Genomic DNA, 18,635 nt, shown 5'->3' on the forward strand with positions numbered 1-18,635 from the left:
ATTTCTAGTCACTGGAATATTGCTCCTCGCTGATCTCAAGTGTACTTGTTTCGAGTTCGGTACGCAAGCGTGTGTTCATCCCCCGATTACAGTGCGCCCGTTGCCCCCTCTCCCCCCTTGCCCTCCGTGCCCCTGCCCCTCTCCCCCCTTGCCCCCTCTCCCACGAGGGGAGAGGGGGGAATGCTCCCCTCCCCCCTTGTGGGGGCGGGGCTAGGGGTGGGGGCGCTCCCCTCCCCCCGTGTGGGGGAGGGGCTGGGGGTGGGGGCAACAGGGGCAGGGCTGGGGGTGGGGGCAACAGGGGCAGGGCCGGAGGTGGGAGCGACAGGGGGCAGGGCCGAGGGTGGGGGGTTACGCCCGTTGTCCCCTCTCTCACACGGGGAGAAGGGAGATGGCCCGATGGAGGGCGGCATTCATTCCGCCCCTGTCAATCCACTAGCAGGGTGGGTGCTAGTCATCTTCCAGCTGACTGTCATCTGTTGTATCCGCGATGAGGACCATTCACCATTTGCCCTACACGCTGCGCTGTCGTAGAATAGAAAGAGTAACCGCATTAAACGCCTGCGGGCAAGGATAGAAATGTTCTATGGCTATTCGACGCATTCTCCGCATTGATGACGCCGAGGATCGCAAGATTCTCAAGATGCAGTGCCGCCCGGTCAAGCTACCAGACCGCAATCTCAAGCAGTTAGTGGCCGATATGTTCGAGACGATGCATGCGGCCAATGGAGTTGGGCTGGCTGCGCCGCAAGTTGGCATTCCGATCCAGCTCTGCATTATTGAAATCCCCGCTGAATACGAAGAGCGCCCCGACGGGAGCGTGGTGGAAGTCGCACCTGCTGAACCGTATGTGCTGATCAATCCGCGTATTGTGAAGCTGAGCGACGAAGAAGTGATGCGCGATGAAGGCTGCCTCAGTTTACCCGGCTGGTATGGAATGGTTCCGCGCCAGACATGGGTCACAGTCGAGTTTCAGGATCTGAGCGGTAAGCATCACCGGCTACGCCGGGCTGATGGACTGTTGGGATGGGCTATTCAGCACGAGGTTGACCATCTGAACGGTATTCTCTTCACCGAACGGATCCGCGATCTGAGTACGCTGCGCGACATCACCAAGGAGCGCGAACCACAACCGGCGGAGACGGAAGGGTAGCGCGAACCCGTAATGGCAAGGTGCGTCTGCCATCGCTTTGAAGGTATACATCCTTGATCCTATTGGTCGCACGAGGCATGGCAGTAACACGCCCCTAAACTCACTTGTATGGAAACAACTGACCTCATTCAAGGAGCGCTCCTCTTCGCTGCCAGAGCACATAACGGCCAACTCCGCCCCGGCAGTGACATACCGTATCTCGTTCACCTTTGTGATGTGGCACTGGAAGTTGCGACGACACTTGCCATCGAGCCGGGTTACGATCACGAGCTTGCTCTGTGCTGTGCGCTGCTCCACGATGTGCTCGAAGATACGAGCATTGATGAGGCAACACTGGCAAGGCAGTTCGGGCCAACTATCACTGCCGGTGTACGTGCCTTGACCAAAGACCCTTCGTTACCTTCAGAGCAGCGTATGGCAGATAGTCTGCGCCGTATTCAAACGCAGCCACCTGAAGTGTGGCTGGTCAAGCTTGCCGACCGCATTAGCAACCTCTCTACACCACCCCCAGCGCATTGGTCAGCAGAACGTGTCGCAATGTATCGGGCCGAAAGCGAGTTCATCCTCGCCACCCTTGGCATTGCTAGCCCCCGCCTTGCTACTCGTCTGCGCGCAAAAATCGATCAGTATGGAGTACAATAATTCTGTACCGGTGCAGTCTGCCAAACTTGATCCGTAGGTGAGAGCGATCGGCGGTCGGCTGCATCGGCAGAGCCTTGGGGTTCCAATCCCCACCACCGGTCGGCGTGGCAGCGCCTGCCGGCCCGACGCAACGGCTATGCAGGTCAGACCTCCGCCAGCGTGCCGGTGTCACACCAACTTGACAGGTAGCATTTCTGTCCTCTCACGTCGAACAAAAGCAGGGTTAGGAAAGAGGCAAGAACTGTGCGCACAGGGTTGACCGACCAACGATGCCTCTGTCGAGTGCCACAAGAGCAAGATTATGGCCGAACAGGGTAGCCCACTGCTCATCATCGTTACCGCGCTGCTCATCATTGCCATTCTGCTGCGCTCGATCGCGCATGTGGCGAGCAGGCAGCGTTGCGCGTTCTCGCTAATGCTACCCGTATGCTCGACCAATATCCGCACCTGTTCCACTTGCGCGCCCCGCAGGCAATCGGTGAACACGGGAGTGTGGTTATCCATACCGGTCCCACCTCTGACAAGATTGATGGGCAAGCCATACCTGACGACCAAGCATAAGGAGGAGCTATGCGAATTGCGGTAGGCAGCGATGAAAAGAACTATCTCACCGATGCCTTGATCGCCGACCTCGAACGGCGTGGGCACGAGGTACTATTGTTTGGGCCGCTCATTGGCACTGATGATCAGTGGCCCGATGTCGGACGAGCAGTCGGGGAGGCGGTGGCCTCAGGACAGGCCGATCAAGGCATCGTCTGTTGCTACACCGGTACCGGCGTGAGCATTGCCGCTAACAAAGTGCCCGGCATTCGCGCCGCACTGTGTCACGATGCACAGACAGCAGCCGGAGCACGCAAGTGGAACGATGCTAATGTGCTGGCATTAAGCCTCCGTCTGACAACCCCCGAATTGGTGCGCGAGATACTCGATGCATGGTTCGCGACCGAATGCCCATCGGAGGAGCAGGCCACTATTGATCGACTCCGCGCATTTGAGCGAGGAGGAATGAGGGTTCAATCTGCGTGACAGGTCAGTTGGAAACCTTATCTAACGCATGGTATAGTACAAAGCGTAGTGCGTTATCACATGTGATGCCCCGGAACAGTAGCCGGGGCATTCTTGTGAGTGCTCGCGTTGTCAAATCCACATGCGCAAGCTACGGCTTTACCAGCCGTTCCTTTGCATCATCATAAGGAGGCACACCTATGCAAGGCAAAACGGTGATCGTCACCGGCGCTAATTCAGGAATCGGGTTCGTTACCGCACGTGAGCTGGCCAAGATGGGGGCACGGGTGATGATGGTATGCCGTTCGCAGAGCAAAGGCGAAGCGGCGCGCCAACAAATTATGAAAGAAGTGCCAAACGCACCGCCGCCAGAACTGGTGCTGGCCGATTTCGCCTCGCTGGCTTCGGTGCGCCGTGCAGCTAGCGAGCTGCTCGACCGCTGCCCGCGAATTGATGTCTTGGTCAACAATGCCGGCCTGTTCGTCTCCGAACCGCTAGCCAGCGCCGACGGCTACGAACTCACCTTTGCCGTCAACCATCTCGCGCCGTTCTTGCTCACCAACCTACTGTTGGAACGAATCATCGCGAGCGCGCCGGCCCGCATTGTCAATGTCTCATCGTATGCGCACGTCGCCGGTAACGTAAAAATTCCGCAGATCGCCTCGCCGCAACGCGGGAATATCTCGCAAGCATACGGCGACTCGAAATTGTGCAACATTCTCTTTACCAACGAACTGGCGCGTCGGCTACAAGGCACCGGCGTTACCGCGAATAGCCTACACCCGGGAGCCGTTGCCACGAACTTCGCCGCCGACTCCCGTGGTGCATTTGCCTTCTTCTTCCGCTTAGCCCGCCCGTTTATGCTCACGCCCGAACAAGGCGCAGCTACATCGATTTATCTCGCCTCGTCGCCGGAAGTGGAGGGGGTGAGCGGGTTGTACTTCGTGCGGAAAAAACCGGCCAAGACCTCGGCGCGCGCGCAAGATGCAGCACTGGCCCGTAAGTTGTGGGAATTCAGTGAGCAGTTGGTGCGCGAGAAGGTGGCGGTAGCGTAGGGGCAAAGAACCGCCAACGCAAAGACGCCAAGGCGCAAAGGGATGGTTGGTAAAGAGTATCTCAAGCGAGCCATCTACCTTGTTGTGACAAGATATCATCGCTCGTTTTCCAACAACCACCGTTTGTGCCTCGGCGTTTAGGTATCTCCGCGTGTCAGCGGCAACACAACCTCAACCGTCGTGCCACGGCCCGGCTCGCTCTGAAAATGCAGTTGCCCGCCGTGACGTGCCACAATCTCGCGCGAGATAGCCAACCCCAAGCCAGTGCCATGACCATCCGGCCACGTGGTAAAGAACGGCTCGCCGAGCCGAGCTACGGTTGCCGCATCCATACCAATACCGGTATCGCTGATTGTCACCGTGATGGAAACGCCATCACTCGCCGTCTGCGCCGTCACCGTACCGGCACTGCGGCAGGCATGGACAGCGTTCATAAGCAGATTGAGAAAGACCTGATTCAGTTCACCGGGATGGCAGAGCAACGGCGGCACATCACCATACTCTTCGCGAATCACGATCCGCGGCCCGCTCACGGCGCGCACCATACGCACCGTACTGGCGAGACCTTCGTTAATATCAGCCGGAACGAGCTGCGCTTCGTCGGGGCGCGCAAACGCGCGCAAGGCGCGCACGATCGCGGCAATGCGCTCGATCCCGATCTGGCTTTCATGGATGGCATCGGCCACATCGCGCCAGCCAAGCTCATCGGTGGGAGCAGTGCGCAGCGCGGGCAACCGTTCGGCCAGAAACGCAAGGTTGTTCGCAACATAGCCCAACGGCGTATTGATCTCGTGCGCAACGCCAGCCACTAACTGGCCAAGCGAACGCATCTTTTCAGATTGCACCAGTTGGGTTTGGGCCGCTTTCAGATCGGTGTGAGCGCGTTCCAGTTGCTTCAGGGCCGCCTCGAGTCGCTGATTCGTTTCAGCGAGCTGAGCGGTCAGCGTCACTGTCGGCCCAAGATCGAGACCGAGCGCGATAATACCGATGACCGCCCCTTGCGCGTCACGAATTGGCCATGTGGTATAGCCAAGCAACAGCGGCGCAGCGCCGCCACGCCGGTGAACGAGTTCCCAGTGCTGCAACCCGCCAGCTCGGATCGTCTGCGCGAGCATAGTTTGCGCTTTAGCGATACTGAACGGATCGAGCAACGAGACAAATTGCCGCCCGCACAGTTCGGCAGGCACCATCCCGAACAGCGCCGCTGCGGCTGCGTTGCAGTCGGCGATCCGCCCGTTTGGTTCCAACAAGAAAGCGGCATACGGCGCTTGCGTTATGGTTACTGGCAACCGATCATTCATGGCTCTGCGCGGCCAACCGGATGCGGTAGAAATTGACTAAATGGCCCATTAATTCGAGCAACATCAGCCGACCCTCTTCCATATACACCGCGATCCGCTGCGGCGTTTGGCCGCGGCAAAGCTGGCGCAGGGCTTGGGTGTGAATTTCGATCAGATCACGTGGGCCAGCCCACAACAAACCTAGCCGCTCGCTCAAGACCCGCAACCGGTCAGGCATTGAACGTTGATCGTACAAACCCCGCTGCTCGGCAGCCAAATCAAGCAGACTGCGATAAGCGGCCACCAAATCGTCGAACGTCTCCGGCGCACTCTGCGCCAGTGGACTGCCAATCGAGGAGGTGCTAATCGGTGGGACCTCGCTCTCCCAACTGACCAACTCGAGCGTTGTCAGGTAATCGGTTTGCAATTGGTCAAGCATCTGGCGCAACATCGCCATCTGCGCCTGCGCTTCGCGGACAGCGCGCCGCTCGTTTACCGCCGTCTGATACTCTTGCGCTAACTGCTCAAGCTTCCGGCGCAGGGCAGCAATATCCCACGGCTTGGTCATAAAGCCATGCACCGAACCGAGATTAAGGGCTGCGGCCAGCGCCGCCGGATCGGTGTAGCCTGAGATAATAAAACCACGCGCATCAGGTTGCAATTCCCGCGCCCGTGCTAGCAACTCGACGCCTGACATTGCGGGCATCCGCTGATCGGTGAGAATCACGGCAACAGGCTGCTGCTTAAGAATCTGCAAGGCTGTCTCAGCATCGGTTGCTGTGAAGACCGTGAAGCGATCGCGCAATGAACGGGCCAGTGAACTGGTCACATTCGGATCGTCATCGACAATGAGCACTACTGGGCGAGACTCGTCACTAGCTTCAGTCATAGCGCGGCTCCTTGTCTATCCGATCGCGTTATACCCTTGTTAATTGCGGTAAAACATTTCCCGATCAAACAGATGGTAATGCAATGGTAATCATAACGAAGTAAGACTAATAAGCGATCTGCATCATAAACGAACTATCATTAGCTTATGATGCGTAACCAAGAGCCTTGCCGCCAACCGCATTGATCATAATCCAGACGATGTTCATACTACAACCGAATCATAGCCCTCACCAGAGGAACGGTCAAGCGCATAGTTCCTGCGCCCAGCATCATCCTATGATAGAATACAGCAGTGCGGATGGTGAAACGCACCGGAAAGCCCGATCAATATGCAAAACCACCCATACAGCGTACTCGTCATTGATGATGACCCGAATGTTCGTGATATTCTCAGCGATCTCCTCAAACGCGAACGGTGTGTGGTACGTACCGCCGCTTCTGGTCTCAGTGGCATTGCTGCCGCCCATGAAGCTCTGCCTGATCTCATCCTGCTCGACGTGATGATGCCTGATCTTGATGGGTTTTCGGTCTGCCGGATGTTGCGTGACGATCCGCAAACCGCCGAGGTGCCGATCATTATGATTACCGCGCTTGACGATCGTGCCTCACGTTTGGAAGGGGTGAAAGCCGGCGCCGATGAATTCCTCTCGAAACCGGTCGAGCTGAGCGAGTTGCGCTTGCGGGTGCGCACCATGCAGCGTATCAACCGCTATCGCCGGTTGATTGAGGAGCGCGAACGGGCAGCAGCACACGAGCGCCAGCTTACCGAGCAAGCCAAGCAAGCGGCACAGGCAATCGCTGAAGCGTATGACCAAACCCTGATCGGCTGGTCGCGCGCACTCGATTTACGCGACAAAGAGACCGAAGGCCACTCACAACGAGTCGCGCAGGCGACCATCACGATTGCCAAGGCGCTGAACATTCCTCCTGAAGAGCAGATCAACATGTGGCGCGGCGCGATGCTGCACGATATTGGCAAGATTGGCGTACCCGATTCTATTTTGCATAAACCCGGCCCGCTGACCGAAGCGGAATGGGAGATTATGCGCCGCCATACGACATATGCCTACGAGTTACTCTCGCCGATTGCCTATCTGCGTCCGGCGATCGATATCCCGTACTGCCATCACGAGAAATGGGACGGCACCGGTTACCCGCGCGGTTTGCGCGGCGAGCAGATTCCGCTGGCGGCGCGAATTTTCGCGCTCGTCGATGTGTGGGATGCGTTAACCAATGATCGTCCGTATCGCAGAGCGTGGACGCGCGAACAAGCTTGTCAGTACATTCGTGAGCAGGCTGGCAAGCATTTCGATCCCAATTTGGTTGATCTCTTCCTATCGATAACCGCGCCTGACTTGGTTGCTACACACAAGCAGTAGAAGGCTGTTCCTACCGGTCTGGGGCAAGAAAATCAACCGCCACATACCCTTCTAGCCCATCAGGTGTGCGTACTGGTCGCCAGAGGCGGTCTTCGCCGGGTACATCATCACCAATCTGCTCGAGTCGCGTCCCATCAGGCAGGGTCGTAATCGGCTGGTTATTTCGGTTCGGCTGCGGACGCAAGAAGAGGCCTTGCCCACCGGTATTGACCACCACAAAGAAACGCGGCGCCGGCGTCGGCACGGATTGCGGCGCCGTGTCGACACCTTCGCTACCCAACAACAGATTTGCCTCTCCGGTCGGCAATGTCACTACCGTTGGTTGCGGTGCGCCTAACGACATCTCACGTCGATCACTACGCAACAGCCAGAGGGTTAACACAAAAATGAACAAAATGATGACTAAGAAAGTAATTAAATAGATCCAGCCACGCTCTTGTAACCAGCGCGGAAACACCTGCCAGAGATTACTGACGGTGAGAGTTGTATCTCGCACATGCGACGTGCTTGGCGGACGCCAACGCGGGTTAGCGGCAGTTGGATCTAGTCGTTCGGTACGCGGCGTTTCGCGTTGGCGCGGCATGACACCTGACCGACGCTCAGCGTTAGCCACACGCCGCTCTTGCTCTTCGCTCATGTGTTATCCCTCCCTTAACGCTGCGTTTGCCTTATGATAGCATATCTCTACGCATACCAATAGGAATGCGGCATGAGCATAGCACGACGGTCAATGTTCTATCTTGTGGTGTAGATACGCCAACAACGGTTGCAGGTAGGGTTTCACGCCTTTGTACTCAAGCATTTAAACTATCAAGCGTGCAGGGAGATGAGTATGAAGCGTTGCAGGTAGGGTTTCACGCCTTTGTACTCAAGCATTGCCGGCTCTAGCTCAGATAACAGATGTGCCAGCGCTGCTGCCCACTTCGGATCGGCAGCCAGCCGCGCTAACGGAGCAATATAGGTACGAACTGTAAATAACAATGCCGAGTGACGGTCAAGACGTACCAGTGTCTGCCGTTCGACCCGATAAAAGACGCGCTCGCCAGCGTTTTCGGCGGTAATGGCCGCCTTTTCGCGATCGAGCAGGCCAAGCCGCGGCGAGAGATCGAGATCTGGTACCACAACTAATGACCAGTTACGCCGCCAAACCGGGCGCGCCGGCTGCAAGCGGGCCACCAACTGATTGGTCGAATGCGCTATGTGCTCGCGAAATCCCGGCACTGGCCCATGAATTGCGGCAAGAGGTAACCCCATCTTCTCGTCCAAACACCAACGATTGGGGAAACAGAGCTGACCGGCAATCAGCGGATGGCCAGCGGCCTCATCAACCGCAATCAGCAAGAGATCTTCTTGCACCTGTCGGCCAAGCCAATCGATTGGCCAAAGTCCAAGATCACCACCGAGCCGGATCGTCGCCGTCTGCCCAAGGAGTCGGTTCTCCCAGTACACCTCGTTACCGTTGCGTCGCACAACGAACCAGTGCGGATAACTGCGCGCCAATTCAGCCACACCCCATTCCAGTAGTTCCCACTGCGCCGACAGACTGTCTGGATACGCTTGCACATAATAGCGATGATCGGCTTGCAACAATGCCTGCTTCAGCATCAACTCGGCGTGATAGTGGGCAGGATCGACATGAAACACCGGTGCGCCGTGCAGCGGGTACGCACCAACCCGCAACACCGGCGGCGTGGGGATAACAAACGGATCGAACGGCCATGTCTCAACCATGCAACACCTCACGCACGACCCATGCTGCCAATGCCCGAATGTGGTCGGGGGTTGTACGGCAACAACCGCCGATTAGTCGCGCTCCGGCGGTGTACCATAGGCGCGCTTGGTCAGCAAAATCGTCAATCTCGCCGGCACCGATCCAGCACTGCCCAACCGGATCATAGACCTCACCCGAATTGGGGTAGACCACAATCGGTTTGTCAGTGACAGCACGCATAGCACGGATCAGGTCAGGCAGAAAACGCGGTGCGGTGCAATTAACCCCAATCGCAGCCACCTGCGGATGAGGGGCAATCTCGGAGGTAACGTCGGCGATTGGCTCGCCTTGCGCAGTATGGCTGCCATCACGCGCACTAAAGCTGATCCACGCAGTCAGATGGGGAAACTCAGGCAGCAGTGCGACCAACGCCCGTGCTTCTTCACCGCAGGGGATCGTCTCGCAGGCGAAGAGATCGGGTTCAGCGTTAGCTAGTGCCGCCATCCGCGGACGATGAAAGTCGATCAGTTCGGCAATTGATAGCCCATAGTTGCCGCGGTATTCTGAACCATCGTGCAGATACGCGCCATACGGGCCGATCGACGCCGCTACCAGCGGGCGGATACGCCCCACCCGGTTGGCCGGTTCGGCCCAGAAGGCGTCGCGAGCGGCGCGGGCCAGCTCCACCGACCGCTGCAAGAGGGCTATCGCCTCAGCCTCACTCAGGCCACGCGCCATAAAGCCGGGGATTGTCGCCTGATAGCTAGCCGTAATCGCCACATCAGCGCCGGCGACGAAATAATCGGCATGCACGGCTTGGATCAAGGCTGGGTTCTCGATCAACACTTTCGCCGACCAAAGCGGATCGGCCAGATCGCAACCGCGCCGTTCGAGTTCGGTTGCCAGCGCACCGTCGAGAATCAGCAACGGGTGCTGCGCTAACGCATCAGCAATCGGGTTCATAACCGTATCCCTCGTTGGCTATAACACGCAAAGTCGCGGAGGCGCCAAGCTGTTGATACCGTCTGGCGATCCGAAACAGGTTGCGAATCTGCTCGTCTTTACCTCTATTCTCGACCCGTTACGTTTCAGCGCTTTGATGCTCCTGCAACCCGCGCAGCATACAGAACTTCACCACCTCGTGCCACGCCAGCGTCGCGCAGAGGAACAACCCCAGCCAACCATCGCGCCAGCCGCCAAGCTGAACATAGCGGCGGGTAAACTCACGCGCCGGCGCGCCGATTAAGTTACGCCACCGCATGCGCCTTCCCGACCGATAGAGCATGATGGCCTCGGCGAAGGCGTAGCGCGCCTGCTTCTGCCACAACTCATCAAGCCGCTCGATGTTGAGATGAAGCAGATGGCCTTGCAGATCAGCAGTTGCCCCTTGCAGGCTTGCCACCTCATGAACGGCAACCCCCTCATCGTAGCGGGCGGCGTCGCGACGGAGCAGGCGCAGTTGGTAGTCAGGGTACCAACCGCCACCCCGCAGGCGTTGGCCAAAGAAGAGGTTGTAACGCGGAATCCGATAGCCGGCAATGTGCGCCGGCGGGCCGTGCCGCAGCAACGTCGCCAGCTCGACAAACAGCTCTGGTGTCAGCCGCTCATCGGCGTCGATGAAGAGCACCCAGTCGCCACGACAGCGTTGGAGGGCGAAGTTGCGTTGGGCGCTAAAACCGCGCCACGGCTCAATCAGCACCTGCGCGCCGTGCTCGGCAGCGATGGTCGCGGTCGCATCGCGGGTCTGCGCATCGACAATGACCACCACGTCGTCGCTGAGACCGGCGATACTGCGCAGACAACCGGCGATGTGACGCGCTTCATCGCGGGCGATGATCGCAATTGATAGGCAAGCCATATCAGAACAACGTTCCCTGCTGCGGCCCGTTGTCATCATCGGGCGGCAGCGCACGTTCAGGGTATGGCACACCGAGATGTTCGTAGGCGCGACGGGTGGCAACGCGCCCGCGCGGCGTGCGCTGCAAGAAGCCGAGCTGTAACAAGAATGGCTCGTATACGTCTTCGATGGCGTCAACCTCTTCGGCCAGCGCCGCTGCCAGCGTGCTTAGGCCGACCGGCCCACCGTTGAACAGCTCGATAATAGCGCGCAACAGTCGGCGGTCATTCTCGTCTAACCCCAACTCGTCAATCTCAAGCTGGGCAAGTGCCGCGCGCGCCACCTCAAGCGTAATTACACCGCTGGCCACCACCTGTGCATAATCGCGCACCCGGCGTAAAATCCGGTTAGCGATACGCGGCGTCCCACGTGCCCGCCGGCCAATCTCGCGGGCGCCCTCGGCACTAATCGGCACCCCTAAAATCCGCGCCGAGCGATTGACAATCTCGGCCATTGCGTCGTCTGAATAGAACACGAGCCGGTGAACTGAACCAAAACGGTCACGCAGCGGCGAAGTCAGCAAAGCCAACCGGGTGGTCGCGCCAATGACGGTGAAGCGGGGCAAAGTGAGGCGCAGACTACGTGCACCCGGCCCCTTACCCACCACCAAATCGAGGGCGAAATCCTCCATCGCCGGGTAGAGCACTTCTTCGACCACACGGTTCAAACGATGCACTTCATCGATAAACAGTACATCGTTGGCCTGCAAGTTAGTCAAGATCGCCGCCAAATCGCCGGCCCGCTCGATCGCCGGCCCACTCGTGATTTTGATCTTGGCCCCCATCTCGTTAGCAACCACATTGGCCAGCGAAGTTTTACCCAACCCCGGCGGCCCGTAGAAGAGGGTATGATCGAGCGCCTCGTTACGGCCACGAGCGGCGGCAATCGCGATCCGCAACTGCTCGACGACCTTCTCTTGGCCGATAAACTCGCTCAGGGTGCGCGGGCGCAGGCTCTTCTCGACTTGCTGGTCGTCGCTGTCAGAATGAGGATTTACCAGCCGCTCAGCGCTCATGCCCATCCTTTCGCCACGTTGTCGCACAGGTGTACGTATCTGGGCTGATTATACCATTGATTGCAGCGGGTGCATGGGACACGGATAAACGCGATTGGAAGCCGATTGCAAACGGTCGCTCAGCGATCAGGAATTCTCGTATAATGAGAGTAGTTTGCATGGATCCAGCGCACGTTATCCTGTTAGCCTATGCTTATTCACTGGTTCCGGCGCGATCTGCGCCTGCGCGACAATACAGCTCTGCTAGCGGCGGCGGCGCAGTCCGGCGGCGCGGTGATCCCAGTTTTTATCTTTGACGACGCGATCATTCGCGGGCGCTTCGCCAGCCCGGCCCGCACCCAGTTCTTACTCGACAGCCTCGCTGCACTTGACGCCGAGTTGCGCGGGTTGGGGTTGCATCTGGTGCTGCGACGCGGTGAGCCATTGCCTACCTTGATGGCGCTCTTGCGCGAGAGCGGCGCGCGCGGGGTGACGTGGAACCGCGACTACACGCCTTACGCCGTCGAGCGGGATACAGCGATCAAGCGCGAGCTGCGCGCCGCCGGTTATCAGGCCGAGAGCTACAAGGACGCGGTGATCTTTGAGATGAACGAGGTGGTGACGGCTGCCGGCCAGCCGTACACCGTCTATACGCCTTACGCCAAACGCTGGCGCACCCGGCTTGAGAGTGAGCCGGTGGCAGTGCAAGGCATACCCACGCTTGCCGCCATCCCGTTGCCGGCAAGCGAGCCGCTACCTGCGCTTTCCGCACTCTTGCCCAACGCACCGGCTCGCGTGCCCCGCTTTGCTGCTGGCGAAACCGCAGCCCTCGCCGCCCTCGAACACTTCATCCAACACACCATTGCCAATTACGCCACCGCGCGCGACCTCGTGGCTGCTGCCGGCACCTCGCGCCTCTCACCCTACCTGCGTTTTGGCGTTCTCTCACCACGCCAATGTGTGGTTGCGGCGCGTACCGCGCCGCCCGGGCCCGGGCCAGAGAGTTGGATCGGCGAGTTGATCTGGCGCGATTTCTACGTGCAGGTGCTCTACCATTTTCCCCATGCGCTGCGCGGCAGTTTCAAACCGGTGTACGATAAGATCGCATGGCAGAACGATCCAGCCCTCTTTGCCGCTTGGCAAGCGGGCCAAACCGGTTACCCGATTGTTGATGCGGCGATGCGCCAACTACAACAAGAAGGCTGGATGCATAACCGTGCCCGCATGATTGTCGCCTCATTCCTTACCAAAGACCTCTTGATCGACTGGCGTTGGGGCGAACAGCACTTCATGCATCTGCTCATCGACGGCGACCCGGCGGCCAATAACGGAGGTTGGCAATGGGCTGCCGGTACCGGTACCGATGCACAACCCTACTTTCGTATCTTTAACCCGGTCAACCAAGGGCAAAAATTCGATCCTGACGGTGCGTATGTGCGACGGTACGTACCAGAGCTAGCTCGTGTACCAACCCGCTTCATCCACGAACCGCATAAACTGTCGGTTGCCGAACAAATACGGGCTGGCGTGCAAATTGGGCGTGACTACCCGGCCCCAATCGTTGATCACGCCACCCAGCGCATGCGCGCGCTCGAACTCTACCGCGCCGCTACCCGCGACGACACAACCACGGAACACTATGCTTGACGATCAGACCCAGCTCGAATTTCCGGCCAGCGGTCTGACCGAGACGCCGCTGATTTGGCAACCGCAGGTGGTGCGCTGTCAAGCCGCTGGCCCCGGCGGTCGCCCACTGATGGTTTTGATCGACACCGGCACCGACCCTTCGGCGATTGATCTGGCGCTGGCCCGTCGTCTCGACTTACGCATCGGCGATTTCGCACTTGGCTCTGACGCCGCCTCTGATGCCGTGCCCTTCACCGAGACGGTGCTGCCGTGGCTGCGGATTGGCGATCTTACCTTACGGCACTTCTACGCGATGGCAGTTGATCTAAGCCACGCTCCCTTTCCGGTAGACATTGTGCTGGGCTACAATGTGCTACACCGGCTTAACCTCACGATTGACTACGCTAAGCATACCATCCGCCTATGCCACCCCGACCTTGCTCCGCCACCACCCGGACCCAACGGCGCCACCCTACCACTGCGCTTCTTTGAGCACTTCCCGGCGGTAACCGCGCAGATCATTGCACCGCATCCAGTGGAAGTATTACTCACGATTGATACCGGCTCGAACGGCGCCCTTACCCTCAGTCCTGATCTCGCGGCAACGCTTGGCCTCGGTGAACATCCCACGCCAGCAGCAACCGGTCACGGTTTCGCGGCTGCGACGCCGGTTGTGCTTGGCATGACTGTGGCGATGCAGATCGGGCCATTTCGGTTTCCGGCGGTTGAGGTGGATGTGCCGGTGACAAACCACGGCGATTTGGGCCGACAGGGGCGGGCGAACGCCGGCAACCGGCTGCTTAGTCGCTTCCAGCGCCTCACGCTCGACTACCGGCGTGAAGTGTGCATTGTGGACTCCCAACACGGCACAAAGGGAGCGGAGGCGCAAAGCGATTCAACGCAAAGTCTGCCAAGTCTTCAAACGCAAAGGTGCACAGACACGAGGGATGAGTGGGGGAGTTAGCCCTTGCCCCCCAACACCCTCTCCCACCCGACGGTGCAGAGGGTGTTTGCCTTGGTTTCGCGAAAGACACTCCTTGAGCGGAACATAGCAGCGCCCCGCCACTGCTCCAGTGCGAGCTAGGACAGGGGTGAGGGCACAATAGTTACCCTAGAGAGGGCCGAGGGGGAAAGAGTCTCGAAACGACGCCAAAGATTGTATGTTCAGCTTTTCTACCCGGTGAGCAGTGGTATTCTACCATCGCGAGAGATTGCTTCGCTTCACGGCGGGCCGAGCGACGCTCGGCTCGCAATGACAACCAGAACGGTAGCTCTCCCCCTTTTGCGCTCTCTGCGCTCTTCGCACCTTTGCATTACGAATTTCTGCGCCTCTGCTCGTTTGGCACCTTGAGACTGGCCCTCATCCCCAACCCCCTCTCCTCCCCTAACTCAGCCCCCCTCCGGAAGGATAAGTAAGCCTCCTCTCCCCTGCTGGAAGTAGAGGCATACCGACAGCGGGAGTGGGAGCAAGCGGAAAGCACTAAAGAACATACTATGTACTTAGTATGTTTCGGACTAGAAAACCAGCTCGGGATTGAGAGAACGGTACCATTGACAGAGTACATCAGGAACAGTGATGATGACAAAAGAAACCTAAACCTTTATTTAAGCGTATCTAGTGCTGAGCATGATATGCCTCATGCCAAGCAATCTCTTTGCATAAAACGTACAGATCACACGGATAAACAAATGAGAGCAGGTACATTCCGTTCAATGTTCTTCCAACCCTCTTACGCATCCGTTGGCCGGTTGCTCTCACGCCCATCCAGCGAGACAGTTCATAGCTGGCGCGAAGAGGGTCATCTGAACACGGTGCTGGCCACTACAAGCACGCTGACGCCAACACTTGGCTCCTTCAGCTACGGGCCAGACACCATCGCGAGCTTTGATGTGCGGTTCGACAACGTGCGCATCCGCCCCTTTGCCTTCCCTGAGCCGCAGACAACCGTCGGACCAGAGCAGGTGATCGGTGTGCGTGTGTTGAATTGGTAATACCCCCTGCCCGAACACCGTGTCAGTTGATGAGACGCTGCTGTATTGCACGACCCCGTCGCATACACCGGGATGGGTAGACGTGACGGTGATCAACCCTGACGGCGAACACGATACGTTGGTTGATAGTTTTTGGTACGGCGACCAACCGCCTCCCGGCGTTCAACTGCTATACGTACCGGCAGTGCATCGGTAGGTCAGCGCCAACCCAACGCATACCACAGAGCTGCACGGTCGTGCAACGCCACCGCACATACGGAATAGCTACCAAACAGCCCTCCTCTGAGGGAAGGCGTTAGCCCCCTGCATGGAGGAGAGGCTGGGGAGAGAGGACTATCCCTCTCTCCCTAGTGGGGGTGACTGACACCCTGCTAGTGTAATCTCGTCCTTGTAAGCGACGCTTTTGAGGGGTACGCTGGTTGTAGCCGTGCGCTTAAGGAGGAGACACCACGCCGAGTGGGATTCAGTTATTCGCCGTTGATCCCACACCGCACGGAATGCCCGCAGCAATGCCTTTGGGGTATCGCTCCCGCTGCCCACACGGCGGGCCTCCGGTTCGGATTATCCAAGCGGCGTCAACCGCACTGACCAGACCCGGCGCATGCGCAGGCTAGCGGCACTGATGTGGGTGCTGGAACTACGTATGCGCGGGAGCGCTACCTTGGTCGTCTCCGGAGGGAACTCAGCCGACTGACAGTATGGTGCGACGGGCCGGAGCAGGCGGTGCTAGTGGTTCGGCGACAACACACCAGAACCGCGCGCGTGCTAAAGATGGATAGAGTGGAATGGGCAGCCGGTGGCGGTAGTAGTGCTGGACGAGCACAATGTGCAGGCAGTGAGCGCGTGGCGACAGCCGCTGGTCGCTTAGCTAGGCGTCTGGGTGGTGGTGACCGATGACGTGACCAGCGAGCGGGGGTGGCCACACAGAGCGGGGTGGTGCACCACGCGTGCCGGCGTCACGTGCAGCGCTGGGTGAGCCGACGGCTGCACGAGCTGCGGCAACAGATGCCTGAGCGATGGCGTAGTGCGGTGGAACAGACGCAACGTGCCGTTGATGAACTGGCTATGGAGACCAGCGACGGGTGTACAAGCTATGGCAGCAGCGTCCCGGACAGCAGCGTAGGCAGGGGAGTGAGGCCCTAGCGCGTCTGTGCGATATGGTGCGCCGCTTGGATGAGGATTAGGAAGGGTTTCGTGTCATTCAGTGATCCGAAGAGGTGCCGAAAACGAACACTCGGACGGCGCAGACGATTGGGCGGATGCACATGCACGTGCTGACGGAGCGTGGCTACCCATCGCCGCATGGGATGTGGGCCGGGATGATGCTGAGCAGTTGTGGGCGCGCATGGTGAGGTGGAGCAGCGCGAGGAGCATAGTACTCGCCCTGACCTGAGCAACTCGCCAACTGCTTAGGTGACAGACACCCTCCACCATGCTTGTTTGACATCACCTGCGGTTCGTGGTAAGATAACACGGCGTGAGCGGGGGTGTAGCTCAGTTGGTAGAGCGCGACAATCGCACTGTCGAGGTCAGGGGTTCGAATCCCCTCACCTCCACCACTCTCGGGGCCATAGCTCAGTTGGAAGAGCGCAACACTGGCAGTGTTGAGGTCAGGGGTTCGAATCCCCTTGGCTCCACCAGTAACCAGCCGCCGCCTTTGAGGCGGCGGTTTTGATTTTGTGTGGTGCAGAGGCGCGCAAAGGGGGAAACGCAAAGGTGCAGCGATGTGCGAAGATGCGCAAAGAGGTTTTAGGTGGGGCATACGCGATGCTGTGGCTTACCGCCAATCAGTGCGGCGCCTTTTCGGTATTGCGTCCGCTGCGCTCTCGGTGGTAAACATACCGCATGCCGGCTTGGCAACAACCGGACTCGTAGGCTTTTCATGGAAGGTGCATAGTGGCAACTGAGTCATTGATGGCGTTGATCGTTCACGGTGGGGCGTGGGCAATCCCTGATGATCAAGTGGCGGCGCATGTCGCTGGCTGTGAGGCGGCGCGAGAGGCGGGTTGGCAGTGTTTGCAATCCGGCGGCAACGCGCTCGATGCGGTCGAGGCGGCGGTACGAGTAATGGAAGATGACCCGATCTTCGATGCCGGTACCGGCTCGGTGTTGACAAGCGCTGGGATGGTTGAACTTGATGCGGCGTTGATGGATGGACGCACGCTGCGTTATGGCGCGGTCGCCGGATTGCGGCGCATTCGCAATCCGATTACACTGGCGCGCCATGTGTTGGCTGGCCCGGCGACGATGCTAGTCGGTGTTGGGGCAGAGGAGTTTGCCGCTGCGGTTGGAATGCCGTTCTGTGCTAACGATGACTTGATCGTCGAGCGTGAGCGGCAGTTGTGGCTAGAGTGGAAGGCTAAAGGTGCGGTGTCACCGCCTCCCGCGAGCGGCCACGATACTGTGGGGGCGATTGCGCTCGACCGGGCCGGCAATCTGGTAGCGGCAAATTCGACCGGCGGCACGCCGTTTAAATTACCGGGCCGGGTTGGCGATACACCACTGATCGGTTGTGGGTTGTACGCGACCCCACAGGGGGCGGCGGTCTGTACCGGTTGGGGCGAAGCGATTACGCGCGTGGCGTTGGCTCGGCGAGTGGTTGAGTTGCTTGAAGCGGGGCTTAGCCCACAAGTGGCGGCTGAACGTGGTGTGAGTCTACTCGGCGAGTTGGTGCCTGAGGGGCGCGGCGGAGTGATTGTGCTCACGCCGGACGGCGCGGTGGGGTTGGCGTGGAATACGCCACGGATGGCGTATGCGTACATTGATGGCGATGGTGTGACGCGGTCGGGGGTGTAGGGTCTTCTTGCACTTTATCTTAAGGAAGCACCCCCGCGCCCAAAGGGTTGCTAGGGGCGGAATGAATCTCACCCCCCATCGGGACCTTGCCCCCTCTCCCCGTGTGGGAGAGGGGGGCAAGGGGCGCATCCTCCCACCCCCAGCCCTGCCCCTGTTGCCCCCACCCCCGGCCCCTCCCCCACAAGGGGGGAGGGGAGCGCCCTCACTGCCGGCCCTG

At 59.1% G+C, this 18,635-nt stretch carries 18 protein-coding genes and 2 tRNA genes; 13 read left to right on the top strand and 7 right to left on the bottom strand.

Translation table 11 applies throughout. The features are described 5' to 3' along the window. Window positions 1–583 precede the first annotated feature (583 nt). The 5 genes from def to Q1A59_RS09175 all read left to right on the top strand — a co-directional run bounded on the left by def (window position 584) and on the right by Q1A59_RS09175 (window position 3,852). Window positions 584–1,150 carry a peptide deformylase gene (def, locus tag Q1A59_RS09155; RefSeq protein ID WP_298406316.1) on the top strand — a complete coding sequence of 189 codons (567 nt, stop codon included), beginning with the start codon at window positions 584–586 and terminating at the stop codon, window positions 1,148–1,150. A 108-nt stretch (window positions 1,151–1,258) separates the two neighbouring features. Continuing rightward, window positions 1,259–1,792: an HD domain-containing protein gene (locus Q1A59_RS09160; RefSeq protein ID WP_298406315.1), complete on the top strand. Its 534-nt coding sequence runs from the start codon at window positions 1,259–1,261 to the stop codon at window positions 1,790–1,792. A gap of 399 nt (window positions 1,793–2,191) precedes the next feature. Further along, window positions 2,192–2,353 carry a hypothetical protein gene (locus Q1A59_RS09165; protein WP_298406314.1) on the top strand — a complete coding sequence of 54 codons (162 nt, stop codon included), beginning with the start codon at window positions 2,192–2,194 and terminating at the stop codon, window positions 2,351–2,353. A gap of 9 nt (window positions 2,354–2,362) precedes the next feature. Next, window positions 2,363–2,818 (top strand): RpiB/LacA/LacB family sugar-phosphate isomerase, encoded by a 456-nt coding sequence (locus tag Q1A59_RS09170; protein WP_298406313.1) that lies wholly within the window; start codon window positions 2,363–2,365, stop codon window positions 2,816–2,818. 179 nt (window positions 2,819–2,997) lie between these two features. Beyond that, window positions 2,998–3,852 (top strand): SDR family oxidoreductase, encoded by an 855-nt coding sequence (locus Q1A59_RS09175; protein WP_298406312.1) that lies wholly within the window; start codon window positions 2,998–3,000, stop codon window positions 3,850–3,852. Between the two features lie 137 nt (window positions 3,853–3,989). Here the strand turns inward: Q1A59_RS09175 and Q1A59_RS09180 are convergent, their stop codons facing one another. Together Q1A59_RS09180 and Q1A59_RS09185 are read right to left on the bottom strand one after the other, a co-directional pair. Continuing rightward, window positions 3,990–5,153: an ATP-binding protein gene (locus Q1A59_RS09180; RefSeq protein WP_298406311.1), complete on the bottom strand. Its 1,164-nt coding sequence runs from the start codon at window positions 5,151–5,153 to the stop codon at window positions 3,990–3,992. Further along, window positions 5,146–6,021, bottom strand: coding sequence for a response regulator (locus tag Q1A59_RS09185; RefSeq protein ID WP_298406310.1), 876 nt, complete (start codon window positions 6,019–6,021; stop codon window positions 5,146–5,148). Before Q1A59_RS09185 ends, Q1A59_RS09180 begins: the two co-directional genes overlap by 8 nt. A gap of 331 nt (window positions 6,022–6,352) precedes the next feature. Here Q1A59_RS09185 and Q1A59_RS09190 point away from each other — a divergent pair, with 331 nt between their 5' ends. Next, entirely contained in the window at window positions 6,353–7,402 is a 1,050-nt protein-coding gene (locus Q1A59_RS09190; protein WP_298482640.1) for an HD domain-containing phosphohydrolase, read from the top strand. A 10-nt stretch (window positions 7,403–7,412) separates the two neighbouring features. Here Q1A59_RS09190 and Q1A59_RS09195 read toward each other — a convergent pair whose 3' ends face one another. From Q1A59_RS09195 to ruvB, 5 genes are all read right to left on the bottom strand, one after another. Next, window positions 7,413–8,039 (bottom strand): SH3 domain-containing protein, encoded by a 627-nt coding sequence (locus Q1A59_RS09195; protein ID WP_298406306.1) that lies wholly within the window; start codon window positions 8,037–8,039, stop codon window positions 7,413–7,415. Window positions 8,040–8,212: 173 nt separating this feature from the next. Continuing rightward, window positions 8,213–9,133 carry a DUF3445 domain-containing protein gene (locus Q1A59_RS09200; RefSeq protein ID WP_299644889.1) on the bottom strand — a complete coding sequence of 307 codons (921 nt, stop codon included), beginning with the start codon at window positions 9,131–9,133 and terminating at the stop codon, window positions 8,213–8,215. Next, a complete protein-coding gene (gene mmuM / locus Q1A59_RS09205; protein WP_298406302.1) occupies window positions 9,126–10,076 on the bottom strand; it encodes a homocysteine S-methyltransferase in 951 nt (316 codons plus the stop codon). Before mmuM ends, Q1A59_RS09200 begins: the two co-directional genes overlap by 8 nt. Before the next feature lie 118 nt (window positions 10,077–10,194). Next, on the bottom strand, window positions 10,195–10,971 hold the full coding sequence (locus Q1A59_RS09210; RefSeq protein ID WP_298406300.1) for a glycosyltransferase family 2 protein: 777 nt from the start codon (window positions 10,969–10,971) through the stop codon (window positions 10,195–10,197). Between the two features lies 1 nt (window position 10,972). Continuing rightward, window positions 10,973–12,025 carry a Holliday junction branch migration DNA helicase RuvB gene (ruvB, locus tag Q1A59_RS09215; RefSeq protein WP_298406298.1) on the bottom strand — a complete coding sequence of 351 codons (1,053 nt, stop codon included), beginning with the start codon at window positions 12,023–12,025 and terminating at the stop codon, window positions 10,973–10,975. Between the two features lie 189 nt (window positions 12,026–12,214). On the opposite strand from ruvB, the gene Q1A59_RS09220 reads away from it, so the two are divergent. The 7 genes from Q1A59_RS09220 to Q1A59_RS09250 all read left to right on the top strand — a co-directional run bounded on the left by Q1A59_RS09220 (window position 12,215) and on the right by Q1A59_RS09250 (window position 18,418). Continuing rightward, window positions 12,215–13,651 (top strand): deoxyribodipyrimidine photo-lyase, encoded by a 1,437-nt coding sequence (locus tag Q1A59_RS09220; RefSeq protein ID WP_298406296.1) that lies wholly within the window; start codon window positions 12,215–12,217, stop codon window positions 13,649–13,651. Continuing rightward, window positions 13,644–14,594 (top strand): aspartyl protease family protein, encoded by a 951-nt coding sequence (locus Q1A59_RS09225; RefSeq protein ID WP_298406294.1) that lies wholly within the window; start codon window positions 13,644–13,646, stop codon window positions 14,592–14,594. The genes Q1A59_RS09220 and Q1A59_RS09225 overlap by 8 nt, the downstream gene beginning before the upstream one ends. 725 nt (window positions 14,595–15,319) lie before the next feature. After that, window positions 15,320–15,622 (top strand): hypothetical protein, encoded by a 303-nt coding sequence (locus Q1A59_RS09230; protein ID WP_298406292.1) that lies wholly within the window; start codon window positions 15,320–15,322, stop codon window positions 15,620–15,622. Window positions 15,623–15,641: 19 nt separating this feature from the next. After that, the gene (locus Q1A59_RS09235) at window positions 15,642–15,818 is read left to right on the top strand and encodes an IPT/TIG domain-containing protein (RefSeq protein ID WP_298406290.1); all 177 of its coding nucleotides are present in this window, start codon (window positions 15,642–15,644) and stop codon (window positions 15,816–15,818) included. Between the two features lie 1,287 nt (window positions 15,819–17,105). Then, window positions 17,106–17,181 (top strand) — tRNA-Ala (locus tag Q1A59_RS09240). A gap of 5 nt (window positions 17,182–17,186) precedes the next feature. Then, window positions 17,187–17,262: transfer RNA gene (locus tag Q1A59_RS09245), tRNA-Ala, on the top strand. A 274-nt stretch (window positions 17,263–17,536) separates the two neighbouring features. Beyond that, window positions 17,537–18,418, top strand: a complete 882-nt coding sequence (locus Q1A59_RS09250) for an isoaspartyl peptidase/L-asparaginase family protein (RefSeq protein ID WP_367280895.1) — start codon at window positions 17,537–17,539, stop codon at window positions 18,416–18,418. The last annotated feature ends 217 nt before the right edge of the window (window positions 18,419–18,635 follow it).

It is taken from the genome of uncultured Chloroflexus sp. (genome assembly GCF_937951745.1).
GTDB lineage: Bacteria > Chloroflexota > Chloroflexia > Chloroflexales > Chloroflexaceae > Chloroflexus.